The 15,360-nt window shown below is 55.4% G+C and carries 10 protein-coding genes; 6 read left to right on the plus strand and 4 right to left on the minus strand.

Annotated elements, in window-relative coordinates:
• Positions 1 to 264: 264 nt before the first annotated feature.
• The 3 genes from adhE to AC0QHF_RS12075 all read right to left on the minus strand — a co-directional run bounded on the left by adhE (position 265) and on the right by AC0QHF_RS12075 (position 6,199).
• Entirely contained in the window at positions 265 to 3,054 is a 2,790-nt protein-coding gene (gene adhE, locus AC0QHF_RS12065; protein ID WP_324704464.1) for a bifunctional acetaldehyde-CoA/alcohol dehydrogenase, read from the minus strand.
• Positions 3,055 to 3,576: 522 nt separating this feature from the next.
• Positions 3,577 to 5,496, minus strand: coding sequence for a S9 family peptidase (locus tag AC0QHF_RS12070; RefSeq protein WP_324704465.1), 1,920 nt, complete (start codon positions 5,494 to 5,496; stop codon positions 3,577 to 3,579).
• A gap of 310 nt (positions 5,497 to 5,806) precedes the next feature.
• A complete protein-coding gene (locus tag AC0QHF_RS12075; protein ID WP_324704466.1) occupies positions 5,807 to 6,199 on the minus strand; it encodes a hypothetical protein in 393 nt (130 codons plus the stop codon).
• A 352-nt stretch (positions 6,200 to 6,551) separates the two neighbouring features.
• Between AC0QHF_RS12075 and gor the strand changes: the two genes are divergently transcribed.
• The 4 genes from gor to AC0QHF_RS12095 all read left to right on the plus strand — a co-directional run bounded on the left by gor (position 6,552) and on the right by AC0QHF_RS12095 (position 12,826).
• A complete protein-coding gene (gor, locus tag AC0QHF_RS12080) occupies positions 6,552 to 7,895 on the plus strand; it encodes a glutathione-disulfide reductase (RefSeq protein WP_324704467.1) in 1,344 nt (447 codons plus the stop codon).
• Positions 7,896 to 8,174: 279 nt separating this feature from the next.
• Positions 8,175 to 9,539, plus strand: a complete 1,365-nt coding sequence (locus AC0QHF_RS12085; protein WP_324704468.1) for a CHAT domain-containing protein — start codon at positions 8,175 to 8,177, stop codon at positions 9,537 to 9,539.
• A 123-nt stretch (positions 9,540 to 9,662) separates the two neighbouring features.
• Entirely contained in the window at positions 9,663 to 11,006 is a 1,344-nt protein-coding gene (locus AC0QHF_RS12090) for a GH39 family glycosyl hydrolase (RefSeq protein ID WP_324704469.1), read from the plus strand.
• A 206-nt stretch (positions 11,007 to 11,212) separates the two neighbouring features.
• A complete protein-coding gene (locus AC0QHF_RS12095; RefSeq protein WP_324704470.1) occupies positions 11,213 to 12,826 on the plus strand; it encodes a sensor domain-containing diguanylate cyclase in 1,614 nt (537 codons plus the stop codon).
• Here the strand turns inward: AC0QHF_RS12095 and AC0QHF_RS12100 are convergent.
• A complete protein-coding gene (locus AC0QHF_RS12100; RefSeq protein WP_324704471.1) occupies positions 12,820 to 13,017 on the minus strand; it encodes a hypothetical protein in 198 nt (65 codons plus the stop codon). The two genes, AC0QHF_RS12095 and AC0QHF_RS12100, sit on opposite strands and share 7 nt — an antisense overlap.
• Here AC0QHF_RS12100 and AC0QHF_RS12105 point away from each other — a divergent pair.
• Complete coding sequence (locus tag AC0QHF_RS12105) at positions 13,011 to 13,658, plus strand: YqiA/YcfP family alpha/beta fold hydrolase (protein WP_324704472.1); 648 nt, start codon at positions 13,011 to 13,013, stop codon at positions 13,656 to 13,658. The two genes, AC0QHF_RS12100 and AC0QHF_RS12105, sit on opposite strands and share 7 nt — an antisense overlap.
• 80 nt (positions 13,659 to 13,738) lie before the next feature.
• The gene (locus tag AC0QHF_RS12110; RefSeq protein WP_324704473.1) at positions 13,739 to 15,085 is read left to right on the plus strand and encodes a methylglyoxal synthase; all 1,347 of its coding nucleotides are present in this window, start codon (positions 13,739 to 13,741) and stop codon (positions 15,083 to 15,085) included.
• Positions 15,086 to 15,360 lie beyond the last annotated feature (275 nt).

The raw sequence follows: 15,360 nt of genomic DNA on the forward strand, positions 1-15,360 counted from the left end.
TCAAACCCTTATAGAAAAGCCGTTTCAGTTTCCGACTCCCGACTCCCGACTGCCGAGGACCGCGCGCAGCGCTATATTTTCCGTTTTCGCAAATATCATCAAACTCTGATAATGGCTCGGGAAATACCTGTGGCGACGGGGCCAGGTTTTCGGGAAAATGAGAGCATCTTTTTTCCTCGGCCCGGAACCCTTTCCCTTGTGATGGGGAACGATATCCGACGCAGACCCGATCCCCATGCCCCCGGAAGTGGCTCGCCACTTCCATTACATCCCCTCAGTTTTCCACCAAGAATCCATCAAAGCCACCAGAGCCTTACTGTTGAGGTCGTTAACCGGCATTTGGGAATGGCCACCCCGACAATAGCTTTCAAATGTTTCCCGGCATTCCGGATGAAGATTGTTCCCATTGTCCTGAGAAACCCATTTCTCAGAAGGTTCCCATTCGGGGTGCGCCGGTGCCGCCAGAATCGCCGGTTGCCGGTAAGCTGTAACATACAACTCCTGCAAGTCGCAAATCAACGGATAACGGGGGTTGGCGGCCGTACACTGGTCGTCAAAGGCTTGACCCGCCAAATCTGCGACCCGGCCCATAAATTCCGCTTCGTCTCCCTGCCACGCTTCCCGAATGGTGGGGGGAATGTCGAGTTTTTGCTTGAGATCTTCCACCGCTTCGATCAGCTTTTCGACCTTTTCATCCGGAGTATTGCCGCCCAATTTGAGATAATCGGCGATTTCGGCGTAGCGTTGTTTGGCTTGGGGATATTCGTACTGCGGGAAAATCGCCTGTTTGAACGGGGCGTCCGTAGAATTGTAGCGGATGACGTGGGAAATCATCAGCGCATTTGCCAACCCGTGGGGCAGGTGGAAATTCGAGCCCAGTTTGTGTGCCAGGGAGTGACAAATCCCCAGGAACGCATTGGCGAACGCCATGCCGGCAATGGTGGCCGCATAATGCACCTGTTCCCGCGCTTTCGGATCTTTTGCCCCATTTTGATAGGCCGAGGGCAGGTATTTAAACAGCAATCCCAGAGCCTCCAAAGCCAGTCCGTTGGTGAATTGGGAGGCACAAATGGAGACGTAAGCTTCTAAGGCGTGAGTGACCGCATCGATGCCACCGTAGGCGGTCAATTTCTTGGGCATATTCAGGGTCAATTCCGGATCGACGATCGCCATATTGGGAGTCAAAGCGTAATCCGCCAGGGGATATTTGATGCCGGTGCGATCGTCCGTCACCACGGCAAACGGTGTCACTTCAGAACCCGTCCCGGAAGTGGTCGGAATGGCGATCATCATCGCTTTATTTCCCAGCGGTGGCAACTCGTAAACCCGCTTGCGAATATCCATAAATCGCGTCGCAACCCCTTCAAATTCGACCTCCGGATGTTCGTACATCAACCACATAATTTTCGCCGCATCCATCGGGGAACCGCCACCCATCGCGATGATGATATCGGGCTGATAACTGTTGAGAAGGGCGACCCCTTTCTTGATATTGGAAAGTTTGGGATCGGGTTCCACATCGTAGAAGATATGATGGGCAACTTCAATTTCGTCCAAAACCTCCGTCACTTCTCGAATAAATCCCATGTCGAACAGAGGTTTATCCGTGACGATAACTGCCCGTTTTTTGCCTTGCAGTTCCCGCAGTGCGACGGGCAAGCAACCCGATTTAAAGTAAACTTTCGGCGGCACCCGGAACCACAGCATATTCTCCCGGCGTTCGGCGACGGTTTTGATGTTTAACAAATGGTGCGGTTCGACGTTTTCGCTAATCGAATTACCACCCCAGCTACCGCATCCCAAGGTCATCGAAGGAGACAGGCGGAAATTGTAAAGGTCGCCGATCGCCCCCTGAGAAGATGGAGTATTAATCAAGACCCGCCCGGTCTGCAAGTGATGTTCAAAATATTGGATATGTTCGCTATTACCGGGGTGGGTGTAGAGGACAGATGTATGCCCTTTTCCTCCAAAAGCAATTAATTTTTCCGCTTTTTCAACTGCTTTCAGAAAACTGCCGGCGCGGTATAAAGCCAAAACTGGGGACAATTTTTCAAACGAAAACGGTTCGCTCTCGCCGATATTTTTCACTTCCGCAATCAGCACCTTAGTCCCTTCCGGAACTGAAATATTCGCCATCTCTGCCAGTTTTTCGACGGACTGACCCACAATTTCCGGGTTCAAGCGGCCATTTTTGAGGAGCAGTTTTCGGATGGCTTCTTTTTCTTTCTGCTTCAGAAAATAGCCCCCCCGAACGATAAATTCTTTTTTGACGCTGGCATAAACGTCTTCTTGAGCGATCGCCGCCTGTTCGGAAGCGCAGATCATCCCATTGTCAAAGGTTTTACCAATTAAAATCGAAGAAACCGCCATTTTGACATCAGCCGTCCCATCGATAACGGCGGGAGTATTTCCCGAACCGACTCCGACGCTGGGATGTCCGGACGAGTAGGCTGCCTGTACCATTCCCGGCCCGCCTGTCGCCAAAATCAGGTTGATATCGGGATGCTGCATCAATTGTTGGGACCATTCCAGGGTGGGGTTGTCAATCCATTCGATAATCCCCTCCGGCGCCCCGGCGGCTACCGCAGCATCCCGGACAATTTTGGCGGCTTCGATGGTACATTTTTTTGCCCTCGGGTGGGGAGAAAAGATAATTCCGTTGCGAGTTTTGAGCGCCAACAGCGCTTTAAAAATAGCCGTCGATGTCGGGTTGGTCGTCGGCACGATTCCCGCTAAAAGTCCCAGGGGTTCGGCAATCCGTTGCCAGCCATAGTGGGGGTCGGATTCGATGACACCGCAGGTTTTTTCGGCTTTATATTTATTGTAGATGTATTCCGAAGCAAAGTGATTCTTGATCGTCTTATCTTCGACCACTCCCATGCCGGTTTCTTCGACGGCAATTTGGGCGAGGGGAATGCGAGCTGCGTTGGCTGACAAAGCCGCTTTTTTGAAAATTTCGTCCACCTTTTTTTGGCTGTAGGTGGCGTATTTTTGTTGGGCAACTTTGACGCTTTGGATCAGATCGTCGAGATTTTTGCTTTGGATGATTTCCATTTTTTCTAACCTTTATTTGGACACAGGTATCGGGAACTTGGACGCCGGTTTTAAGCGAGAACAAGCCGACTTGAAAAAAGCGCCCTCCCTATTGACCTTTCACTTTCTCTCTCGGGTCAGATCGCCCGATTTTACGGAAAATGAAAAAAAATTTTTTGGCGTTCTATTTTTGCCCGTCGCCAATGGCGACCAAACCCCTGTCAGGCGGTAGTTCTGGCGACGTGGACTGTGGGCATCTTTCCGCCCGCCCCGGGGAAATTGATGAAGTTTTGTAAAAAAAATTCGGTCAATTTTAAAGGTTTTATCAAGGAGTGAACCCCCGATATGAAGCTTTTGTAAAGCGGCAAAAAAATCGCGTTTTTTATGCTATAATTGTTCGACTTATTGATGAGGAAAACTCGGTGGTCACGCCCCCTGTCAATATCAATGGGATAGAGAGCGATCGCCTAGACGGCGGGAAAATGGAACCCGGACTCAACCAGAGCCCGGGTTGTTTGGATTTCGGAACCATTCGGGGAATAGCTACACCTTTTGGTCAGGAATGCCGAAGACGCGGGTGTAAAAGCGGAACTCGTCTTCCAGGGCCCGCTTGATGTTCTCGGCGCGGCGGAAGCCGTGCTGTTCCTCGGCGAAGGTGACGTATTCCACCGTCAATCCTTTGGCACTGAGGGCCTCCACCATTTTCTCGGCCTGGGCGGGGGGGACGACCTTATCTTCCAACCCCTGGAAAAAGATCATCGGACAGGAGAGGCGATCGCTGTGGTGGATGGGCGATCGCTCCACATAGACATCCCGGCGCTCCGGATAGGGACCGATGAGCCCGTCCAGATAGCGGGATTCAAACTTGTGGGTATCCGTCGCCAACGCCTCCAGATCACTGACGCCGTAGTAACTCGCCCCGGCTTTGAAAACGTCGTGGAAGGTGAGGGCGCACAGGGTCGTATAACCCCCGGCACTGCCCCCCGCGATCGCCATGCGATCGCGGTCCGCCAATCCCCGTTTAGCCAGGAACTTCGCCCCATTCACGCAGTCTTCCACATCCACGATTCCCCAGTTTCCCTGAAGGCGCTGGCGGTAGTCCCGTCCGTAACCCGTCGATCCGCCGTAGTTGACATCCAACACCGCGAAACCGCGACTCGTCCAATACTGCACCTTCAAACTGAGACTGCCGTTGGTCGCCGCCGTCGGCCCGCCGTGACTTTTCACCACCAAGGGGGGTTTTTCCCCGGGGGGGGCGGTGTAATCCTTATTTTGGGGCGGGTAAAAAAAGCCGTAGGCCGTCTTGCCGTTTTCCGTGGGAAATTCCACCGGTTCGGGAACGGACAGATAGCCCGGGTCGAGGTCGATGTCGCTCGATCGCCGGATCAGGTCAATTTCGGCGCGATCGAGATCCAACCGCATCAGAGCCGGAGCCTCCGTCGCCGAGGCCGCCAGCAACAGCACGCCATCTCCCCTCACCCGCACCGACGAAAAATAAGTATAAGACAGATCGAACGATCGCAACTGTTTGGCTTCCACATTCAACGTCGCCAAAGACCAAATCCCCGACTGGGTGTAGCAGCAGCAAATCTGCCGGTCCGAAACGAAGCCGTAGGTGGACATCCCGAACACCCACTGGGGGACTCCGAACTCCGCCGGCAGGGGGAACAGCGGTTCGATGATGTTGTTGCGGATGCGGTAGAGGTTCCACCAGTTGGCGCGATCGCTGACAAAATAGAGCGTACCACCGGGCGACCACTGGGGCTCAAAAATCGACTCTTCCGGCCCCCCCGCCACCCGCCGGGGTTTCCCCAACGTCCCATCATCTCCGACGTCGGCGACATATAATTCCGTCCCGTCCCAGGGCATATTGGGGTGGTTCCAGCAAATCCAACACAGCCGCAACCCATCCGGACTCAGGTCGGGGGACGCATAAAAATCCGCGCCCTCGGCGAGAATTCTGATATCCTGGGGATCGTCGAGATTGACGCTCACCAAAGTATTGACCGGTTCGCCCTCCCCGCTGTGGTCTTCTCGGACGCAGATCAGCCGCCCCCGCCGGCGATCGATCTTCAAATCGGCGTAGCGAAACGCGCCCTCGGGGGTGACGGGTTCCGGTGACACCTGCTGCGGGTCGGCAATACCCGCGATCGCCTGCCGGTAGAGGCGCCCGTCGGCAAAATTAGAAAAATAGACGATGCCACGGTCAACGGTGTAAGCCCCCCCGCCATATTCGTGGACGCGGGTGCGGGCATTGAAAGGAGCCGGGGTGACATCTCGGGGTTCTCCCGCAGAACTCAAGCGGACGATGACGTTGCGTCCCCCTTCTGACGGTCGCCCCTCAACCCAGTAAACATCATCCCCATCCCAGGTAGGACTTCCCAAGCCGACCGCTCCTGCAACAATTAAGTCGGTGGTGATGGGGGATTGCCAGGAGCCATAGGGTGCGAGAGTTGAACTCATGATTTTGATGCTATGTCTCCGTTGGATTCCCATTATGGCGATTGTACAGAGAAGACGGAGAGATTGAAAGACATTCTCAAAAACTGACCCAAATCGAGCCGAATTTCTGGTGAGTTGTCCGGCTCCGGCTTTCTTTGGAAGCGGAGGAAGCAGCGGAAACGGGTTGAACGCCTAAACCGCTTGGGAATCAATTCCCTAGGGCGCAAGCCAGGGGCCCCGACAAGCAAAAATCATCGGTCGATGATTGGGGAATTTGTACGGATCTGACTATAAATTTGCCTCCTCCGCCTCCTCCACCCCCCTGCCCCCTCTAGCTCCGGGGACGTCCTGTTGTCCGGACTTCGTACCAACTCGGACTCGGAGAATGGCTCACCAGGGCGAAGGAACATTGAGCCATCGCCATTTTAAAATCCCCGTTAGCCATGATTTCTTGTTCGCTCATCTCAGAGAGGGCCAGGAGTTTCGAGGCGGGCAACTGGCTCAGGCGGTTCACGGTACACTGACAAAACGCCTGTCCGCGTCGCCGGTCAATATTCTGCGCCGCCACCCCAGCCAGACATCCCTCCAGATAATCGGCTCGAAATTCTTCCCGCTGTTGCGGAGTCAAAGTTGGAGACGCCCCCAGTGGCATCGCCCCCCCCGAAACTGAAAACATGAGCGCCAACAGGCACCATTTCGGCAAGGGAAATTGTCGCGTTTGCATAGCTTTGACTCCATAAAAATTGACGAAAAACTGATAACTGCCTAGCAAAATCGTCTTTTTTATCGATTTTGGCGGTGCAGAACGGTTGAGACGCCCCCCGGCGGTGTCAATCCACCGACTTCCTCACGAACTTTAGTGTTATTGTTCCCTATCGGGTGCGATCGCCGATCGCCCTGTCCCGTCTAGACTGCCGCGCCGGGGTTCGAGTTCCGCCACCTCCGAAACGGCGGGCGACGGGAATCTTCACCGGGGTCGCCTAGCGATCGCGTAAAGAGAATGTCAAAATTAAGAATTGGCGCAAAACAGCCAACCCTGGCAAATAGAGAAGATTTAGGCGAGAGGCTATTGTTTCATGGCATACGATTATGATTTGTTTGTGATTGGCGCGGGTTCCGGGGGATTGGCATCCTCGAAGCGGGCTGCATCCTACGGCGCCCGGGTGGCGATCGCGGAAAATGACCTGGTGGGGGGAACCTGCGTGATCCGGGGTTGCGTCCCCAAAAAATTGATGGTCTACGCCTCCCACTTCTCCCACCTTTACAAAGATGCGGTGGGTTACGGTTGGAGCGAAGTCGAACCCCAGTTCGACTGGTCGAAGTTGGTGACGGCCGTCGATACAGAAGTGAAGCGGTTGAGCCAACTGCACATCAGCTTTTTGGAAAAAGCCGGCGTCGAACTGATTCAAGGATACGCCAAATTCGTCGATGCCCACACGGTGGAAGTGGGCGATCGCAAGATCACCGCCGACAAGATTTTGATCGCCGTGGGGGGCAAAGCCGTCCGCCCGGACATCCCCGGCATCGAACACAGCATCATCTCCGACGATATGTTTTTGCTGCCCGAACAGCCGAAACGGTTCGCCGTCTGGGGCGGGGGCTACATTGCCGTGGAATTCGCCAGCATCCTCAACGGGTTGGGGAGCGAAGTCACGGAAATTATCCGCCGTGATCTGATCCTGCGCGGGTTCGACGAAGATATTCGCGCCAGCATCCAGGAGGGGATGGGCAATCACGGCGTCAATTTCCGCCTCAACACCACCGTCGAAAGTATCGAAAAGGTGGAGGAGGGGTTGAAAATTAACCTGAGCGGGGAAAATGCCGAGCCGCTGGTGGTGGACGCCCTGCTGTGCGCCACGGGCCGCAAGCCCAAACTCGACGGACTGATGTTGGAGAATGCCGGGGTGGAAACCATCGGGGGCGCGATCGCCGTCACCCAGGACAGCCGCACCACCCAGTCCAATATCTTCGCCGTGGGCGACTGCACCGATCGCGTCAACCTCACCCCCGTCGCGATCGCCGAGGGGCGGGCCTTCGCCGACACGGAATTCGGCCACACGCCCCAAGCCATCAGCCACGAAAATATCGCCACGGCGGTTTTCTCCCAACCCGAAGCCTGCACCGTGGGGATGACGGAAGGACAGGCCCGGGAAAAATTCGGCGACGCCGTCCGCTGCTACCGCGCCCGGTTCCGGCCCATGTTCCACAGCCTCACCGGCGCCGAGGAAAAGGTGACGATGAAGTTGATCGTCGAAAGCAACACCGATCGCGTCCTGGGCGCCCACATGGTGGGGAAAGACGCGGCGGAACTGATCCAGGGCGTCGCGATCGCGGTCACGATGGGCGCCACCAAGCGCGATTTCGACGCCACGATGGGCATCCACCCCACCAGCGGGGAAGAATTTGTCACCCTGCGCTGACAATTTTCCCCCGCCGTCAGGATCGGGCGGACTCACGACTGTAGAATTGACCGACAAGAGGGTTATCGACCCTCTTTTTTTTAGCGCCGATTGCAGCAAGCACCCGTTGACAAATAGCAATGCGCGAAGAGTGTGTTTACAGATTCGGGATTGGGGAGTCGGGGGATTGACAATCCTCACCCGTCAACTGTGTAACTACGCGGCTCGCGCAGTGCTATAAAAGCATTTGTAAAAATTGCCCGTTCGTCGCCCAATTTTTAGCTCTCAGAGGTAGATTTCATGAAATTTTGGAATGGGATCGATCACGCCTTCACCCTTCGACTCAAGCATCTCAGAACTCGTTTTTTCGCCCTCAGCCTCGGCGTTTGCCTGTTGCTCGTCGCCCTGTCCGTCGCCCTCGGTTCCCTGGAAACCCCCGCCCAATCTTTGAGTGAGAAAATCTTGGAAATGGAACGGGGCATCGAACGGGAATACGAAGACTATTTCGGCCGGGATATCGCCTCGGCGGAGCAACCCCCCGAAGCGATCGCCAAAATCCTCGCCCGCCTGGGGGAACAGACCGGAACCACCCCCGCCGTCCTCTGGGCGATCCCCCGCACCGATTATTTGCACCTGGTTTTAATTACCCCCGATGCAGAACCCATCGTCCGCGACTTGTTCGACGTACCCGAAGAATTAATTGAGAGTACGGCGCGGATTTTCCGCCAAAATGTCACCCGCCTGCGTCCGCCCTTGCAACTCGAAGCCGCCCGAAAACTCTATGAGTGGATCGTCGCACCGTTCGAGGCGGAATATTTGCAACCCGCCGGCGTCGATACCCTGTTATTTTGCCTGGGAAGTGGCCTGCGAACAACTCCGATGGTCGCCCTCCACGACGGCGAACAATTTTTAATTGAAAAGTATTCTCTGACCCGCATTCCGGCTTTTAACCTGATCGATACCGACTACAAACCCCTCCGACTCGATCGCATTTTGGCGATGGGCGCCTCGGAGTTTCAAACCCTGGAACCTTTGCCCGCCGTCCCCGTCGAACTCTCCGCGATCGCCGCAGAAAGTCAAAGCAGAACCGGCGAGTCCGGGGAATTTTTTCTCAACCGGGAATTTACCACCCAAAATCTGAAGGATAATTTAGCCGAACAATCCTTCGATATCGTCCATTGGGCGACCCATGCCGCATTTAATTCGGGCAGTCCGAAAAATTCCTACATTCAGTTTTGGGATGCCCAAATTACCCTCCACGAGATCCGCAACATTCCCTGGAATAATTCGCCGCCGGAATTGTTGGTTTTGAGTGCCTGCCAGACCGCTTTGGGGGACCCGGAGGCGGAGTTGGGATTCGCGGGTTTGGCGTTGCAGGCGGGGGTGAAATCGGCCGTGGCGAGTCTGTGGAATGTGAGCGATTTGGGGACCCTGGCCTTGATGGCGGAGTTTTACCGCCAGTTGGCGATCGCCCCCACGAAGGCCGAGGCCCTGCGACAGGCCCAAATCCACCTCCTCCGGGGCGACGTGCGGTTTGAGGGCGATCGTTTGCTGTTGGGCGATCGCGCCGTCCCCCTCCCCGAAAACCTCAAAAATTTGACCCCCAGCCGCCTCGACCATCCCTTTTATTGGGCGGGTTTCAGTCTCATCAGCAGCCCGTGGTAAAACAATTGATCATTGATAATTGATCATTGATAATGATCAATTTTGTGATAAAATTGTTGTCGAAAATGATAGCCATTTTTAAAAAATCGGCTTATTTTTTACGTCGAATTTGATTGAATTTGCATGAATTTTGTGAGGAAGTTAATCTCCCGGAAAGGCGGACTTTTCGGGTGGCGGTGGTCGTACCTGTTGCTGGCGATCGCGGCGGCTTTGTTCTTCGTCGCGGTGGGGCGAGTGCCGGCGATCGCCCAGGCGAACGCCACCGTCGTCGTCGATTTTGCCGCCCCCCAGCCCAATATCAAATCCATGAGCGGGTTTTTGTACGGCGTCGATCAAAACGAACCGCCCAGCAATCAAATCCAGCCCCTCGCCCCGAAATTTTGGCGGACTTCCCGCCTGGATTTGTACCCCCGCCTGACGGGATTCGGCGCGAGATTTCAGTTGCTATTAAGCGACACTTGGGGATATGGAAAACCGCGTGGCTGGCCCTACGACGACTACGGCAAATGGGAAGCCCACGTCCGCAATTTGGCAAAAACACACAAGGGCAAAACCATGATGTGGGATGTCTGGAACGAACCCGACCTCCGCGATCCCTTTTGGAAGGGTTCGAGGGAGCAGTTTTTTGAAACCTACAAGCGGGCCTATCGGGTTTTGCGAGAAGAATTGGGACCCGACGTGATGATCGGCGGGCCGAGTATCATGAAATACGACAAGGGCTTTTTGACGGCGTTTTTGAACTACGCCCGGTCGAATAATTTGGAAGTCAATTTTTTGTCTTGGCACGAACTCAACGACCAGGAAATCACCGCGATCGCCTCCCACGTCCAAGACGCCCGCCGCAGCTTTCAACAGAACCCCGCCTTTAGAAGCCTCAACATCAAGGAATTGCAGATCAACGAGATCGTCGGGCCCACCGCCCAGTACCGGCCCGCCGAAAATTTGGGCTTTCTCCACTACGCCGAACAGGGAGGCGCCGACGCCGCCGCCAAGGCCTGTTGGGAACCCAAAGGGGGAGGAAAAAACAATTGCTTCAACAACAGTTTGGACGGCCTGGTGCAGCCCGGTTCCTTCGCATCTCGGGCCGTCTGGTGGGTTTACAAGAGCTACGCCGACGGGGTGGGGTCGCGGGTTCGCAGCCAGACCACCAACCCGAAGGTCGTCGCCCTCGCGAGTCGCTCCAACGCCCAAAACCAAGCCCAAGTCCTGTTCGGTTACTTCGAGCAGGGGCGTTCTTCCCCCCGGGCGTCGATGACCCTGGTTCTCAAAAATCTCCGCCAACTCAATTTGGCCCAACCGGGACAACCGCTGACGTTCAGTATTTCCCGCATTCCCGACAGCGGGGAGGCGGTTGTCAAGCAGTTGACGAAACTCACCCAGGAGCAAATCGCCGTCTCTGACGAAACCGTCCGGTTGACCATCCCCAACCTCAAACTCCACGAAGCCTACTTGTTGACAATCGGTTAGCTCGGTTAGCTGAGATTCCGTTACAAAAATTAAAGAAATTGAGAATTTCAGGGCGATCGCCCTGATTTTTTTATTTTTCTGTATCCGGAGCTACCGTTGTCCGTCAAGATTTGTATCGAAACACAAAAAATTATTGAAAACCCACTTATTCTAGAAACAAGTCCCTTTGTCAACAAAAAGCGGATAAAAAGTTGAGGTTAACAAGAATGATGGATAAGTTTTTGTGTCCCTGCTGCTCCGAACCGCTTCTCATTCATATTATCGCCCATAAAAAAATTGGTTTTTGTCTGAACTGCCATCAAGAAATGCCGCTGATCGATCGCGGCGGTACGATGGTGCCGGCGAAACCGGCCGCGGCTGCGACGATAGCGATCGCAGGAGAACTTGACCGGGATCAATTATCTCGGGGAACCCTGGAAACCACGGCTGCAGGAATCTGGATTCTTGATCGGGAGAGCCAGACCGTCTTCGCCAACGCCAAAATGGCAGATCTGCTGGGCTACGTCCCGGAAGAGATGGTCGGGAAATCTTTATGGAAATTTATGGACGAGAGGCACGCGGCATTTTCGGCGATCGCCCACCAATACCACCCCCGCGATCGCGAAGAAAAATACGATCTCGGGCTCCGACACCGCTCCGGAAAACCGATTTGGGTGACGCTTTCCGTCCGCCCCCTGTTCGACCAAAAAAACCAGTTTGAAGGCAACCTCTGCATCGCCGTCGATCGCACGCCCCTCAAGTTGATGGAAGACACCCTCAAACGACAGTCGCAACGGGAGAAAGCCGTCGATCGCCTCACCCAAACCATCAGAAGCTCCCTCAATTTGGAGCGCATTTTTACGACAGCCGTCTCCGAACTCGGAACCATTTTTGACGCAGAGTCGGTGCAAATCGTCCAGTATATTTCCGAAGGAAAATTATGGTTGAATCGAGCCGAATATCGCCGCGCCCCCGACGGGTTAGCCGGGAAAACCACCTGCAATTCCGGCAAAACCTACAGCAAGCAACTGGACTCCGAATTGCCCTCAGTCCTGCGATCGCTGCCCCAAGTCCGCCCCAGTTCCCCGGACGAAACCAGCATTTCCGAATTCTTACGAACCTGTCCGGGGGGCTGGATGCCCGTCCCCCTCTACAGCCGCGATCTCCTGTGGGGAAGTCTGAGTCTAGTGATGCGTGACCCGGCATATAATTGGCACGAGTCCGATCTCAAGCTCATCCACAGTTTCGCCAACCAACTCTCCATCGCCATCTACCAGGCAGAACTCTACGAACAGTTGGAGGAAGCCAACCGCAAACTCCAGCAATTGGCGGCGACCGATGCCCTCACCCGACTAATGAGCCGCCACGGCTTCGACGATTATCTCGGCCGGGAGTGGGAGCGGGCGATCGCGGAGCAGGCCCCCCTGTCCTTGATTTTGTCTCGCATGGAAGGCTGGCACGATTACCGGGAACGGGAGGGCGATCGCACGGCCGACGACTGCCTGCGGGAAATCGCCAAAATTATCCGACAAACCGTCACCCACCCCAAAGGTTTGGTCGCCCGCTACGGAGACATCGAATTCGCCGTCTTGTTGCCCCAAACCAACGCCCGCTGGGCCGTGCGGCTCGTCGATACCATCCAGGAACAGGTGGGGCAGTTCCTCCCCCAACTGAGCCTCCCCGCCCTGTCTTCCCAGCGGTTGCTGAGTTTCGGCGTCGCCAGTGCCATGCCGGAGGTGGGATCTTCGGCCCAAAATCTGATCGTCGCGGCGGAACAGGCCCTCGATCGCGGGGCGTCCCGATTCAGTCGGTGTCTGCTGTCCCAACAAGAATGTCAATGATTTAAATTTCCCGGACCGACGAAATGGGTCGGCGATGATGCGGAATTGGCCGGTGTGGACGCCGGGACGATCGCCTCGGATGACTTCAGCGCGTCCCGGTTCTCAAGTCGGCTGATTCTCAGTTTAAAATGCGATCGCCCCTCCAATTTCAATCGCGGGGAGCGATCGCGTTTATAATCCAGCCATGCCATCCGATTGTTTTACCTATCTTTACCTGCACGGATTCGCCTCGGGTCCCAAATCCGCCAAAGCTCAATACCTGCGCGATCGCTTTTCCGAATGCGCGATCGCCTTAAATATTCCCGACCTCAACCAAGGCGATTTTTTGAATTTGACATTGACCCGCCAAATCCGGCAAGTCGAGGCGGAATTTTTCGCCCCTCCCCGACGGGCGATCGCGATCGGTTCGAGTTTTGGCGGTCTGACGGCGACTTGGCTGGCTCAACGGCAAGCCAGCATTGAAAAATTGGTGCTGCTGGCTCCAGCCTTCGATTTTCTTTCCCACCTGTTACCCCACCTAGGCCGGACACAACTGCAACAGTGGCAAAACGATGGGACTCTCTCCGTTTATCATTACGGCTACGGACAAGAAACCCCATTAAAATACAACTTTATCAAAGATTTGACCCATTATGACGATGGAAAATTGGGGCGATTCATTCCCACCCTGATCTTACACGGAACCCAAGATGAAGTCATCCCCATCCAGAGTAGCCGGGATTTCGCCCGCGATCGCCCCGGGGTGGAACTGGTGGAACTCGAAGACGACCACAGTTTGGGTAACGTTCTGCCGGACATCTGGGAACAGGTCAAAAGGTTTTTGGAATTGTAGCGATCGCCAGAACAGTTCGGAGATAATCTCCCATAAAAGCTCACAGTCCATTTAAAATATTTCCAATTATCCGACTTGCCATGTCTACAACGATCGCCCTTATCGCCCACGAAAGTCAGCGGGAGCCGCTGGTTCAGTTCATCCAAGACCACCAGATCGCCCTCTCTCGCTACCAGTTCGTCGCCCCGGAAAGAACCGCCCAATACCTCCTGCAGGGCACCGGGCTCGAAGTCGAGGTACTCTCCTCCTTCCAACGGGGGGGCGACCTGGAACTGGCTGCCCGCATCCTGCAAGGCGACGAAATCGCCGCCTTAATTTTCCTGCTCGACCCCGGCCTTCCCCTGCAGGCCCCGGAAATTCAAACCCTGATCCGGGCTTGCAACCTCCACAACGTCCCCTTCGCCACCAACCTGGCGACCGCCACAGCCCTGTTGAGCGGCCTCACCCGCCACCGGACCGCCCACCTCATCTTCAACCCCGTTTCCGGGACCGGCAATCCCCAGCAGGATTTGGTGCTGATCCGGCAATTGTTGGAACCCCATATCCACCTGAAAGTTTGCTTCACCACCCCCGATGTGGGAGCCGAACAACTGGCGAGACAGGCCATCGAGGCGGAACCTGACCTGGTGATCGCCTCCGGGGGAGACGGGACGGTTTCGGCGGTGGCGGGGGCGGTGATCGGCACCGACGTTCCCCTGGCTGTGATTCCCCGGGGGACGGCGAATGCCTTTTGTATGGCCCTCGGCATTCCCGGCACCATTCGCGGTGCGTGCAATACCATCATCGCCGGGGTGACGCGCATCGTGGACGCCGCCCGCTGCAACGATCATCCCATGATCCTGCTGGCCGGTATCGGCTACGAGGCGGAAACCATCAGCAAAGCCGATCGCGAAACGAAACAGCGTTGGGGACCCCTGGCTTACGTCATGGCGGGACTGCAACAGCTCGACGAGCAGACGTTATTTGAAACGGAAATCGAGATCGACGGAACCACCAGCCGCGTCCGGTCCGGCGCCGTCACCGTCGCCAACGCCGCCCCCCCGACTTCGATCCTCGCCCAGGGGTTGGGACAGGTGATCCCCGACGACGGCCAGTTGGAAGTGATGATGTTTGTTTCCACCCAAAATCAAAAGTTGAACAAAATGCGGGCGATCGCGGGTATGGTGGAACTGTTCGGGTCGGCTTTGCTCAAAACCGGAACCCAGCGGGACAACATGATCGGGCTGCGGGCGAGGCGGGTGAAAATCAAAACCGAACCCGCCCAAAAAGTGGTTTTGGACGGCGAAATTATCGGCACGACTCCTTTGGAAATCGAATGCATTCCCAAGGGCTTGAAAATCATCGCTCCGGCCACCCTTCCCAACCTCGCATCCCCGGAAGATATGGAAGACGAAAGCGAACAACTCATGGGTTCGAGCAATGGGTAATAGAGCCAAAATGCAGACTTGGTAAATTCGGCACTTCCGCCATTGCGCCTCTTTGAGCCGAGTCCACGCTTGCGTGGACTGTCGCTATGAGCCTTGAAATTCATTTCAAGGCGGGTGAACTCGGAGACAGCGATCTGACTATTCAACCGGATTCGATCTCACTTTTTACTTTTCCTACTCCCCGCGCACAGCGCTATCATTCCACTCCCCCTGAAAGGTAAATCCCGCCCAATAATAGGGGGAATTGTACTCCGAACTCGCCAACATTTCCAACT

It is taken from the genome of Lyngbya sp. CCY1209 (genome assembly GCF_055795065.1).

Excerpts from the sequence above, each read along its gene's own strand:
- adhE (WP_324704464.1), bottom strand. The coding sequence starts at position 3,054 with ATGGAAATCATCCAAAGCAAAAATCTCGACGATCTGATCCAAAGCGTC.
- AC0QHF_RS12070 (WP_324704465.1), bottom strand. The coding sequence starts at position 5,496 with ATGAGTTCAACTCTCGCACCCTATGGCTCCTGGCAATCCCCCATCACC.
- AC0QHF_RS12075 (WP_324704466.1), bottom strand. The coding sequence starts at position 6,199 with ATGCAAACGCGACAATTTCCCTTGCCGAAATGGTGCCTGTTGGCGCTC.
- gor (WP_324704467.1), top strand. The coding sequence starts at position 6,552 with ATGGCATACGATTATGATTTGTTTGTGATTGGCGCGGGTTCCGGGGGA.
- AC0QHF_RS12085 (WP_324704468.1), top strand. The coding sequence starts at position 8,175 with ATGAAATTTTGGAATGGGATCGATCACGCCTTCACCCTTCGACTCAAG.
- AC0QHF_RS12090 (WP_324704469.1), top strand. The coding sequence starts at position 9,663 with ATGAATTTTGTGAGGAAGTTAATCTCCCGGAAAGGCGGACTTTTCGGG.
- AC0QHF_RS12095 (WP_324704470.1), top strand. The coding sequence starts at position 11,213 with ATGATGGATAAGTTTTTGTGTCCCTGCTGCTCCGAACCGCTTCTCATT.
- AC0QHF_RS12105 (WP_324704472.1), top strand. The coding sequence starts at position 13,011 with ATGCCATCCGATTGTTTTACCTATCTTTACCTGCACGGATTCGCCTCG.
- AC0QHF_RS12100 (WP_324704471.1), bottom strand. The coding sequence starts at position 13,017 with ATGGCATGGCTGGATTATAAACGCGATCGCTCCCCGCGATTGAAATTG.
- AC0QHF_RS12110 (WP_324704473.1), top strand. The coding sequence starts at position 13,739 with ATGTCTACAACGATCGCCCTTATCGCCCACGAAAGTCAGCGGGAGCCG.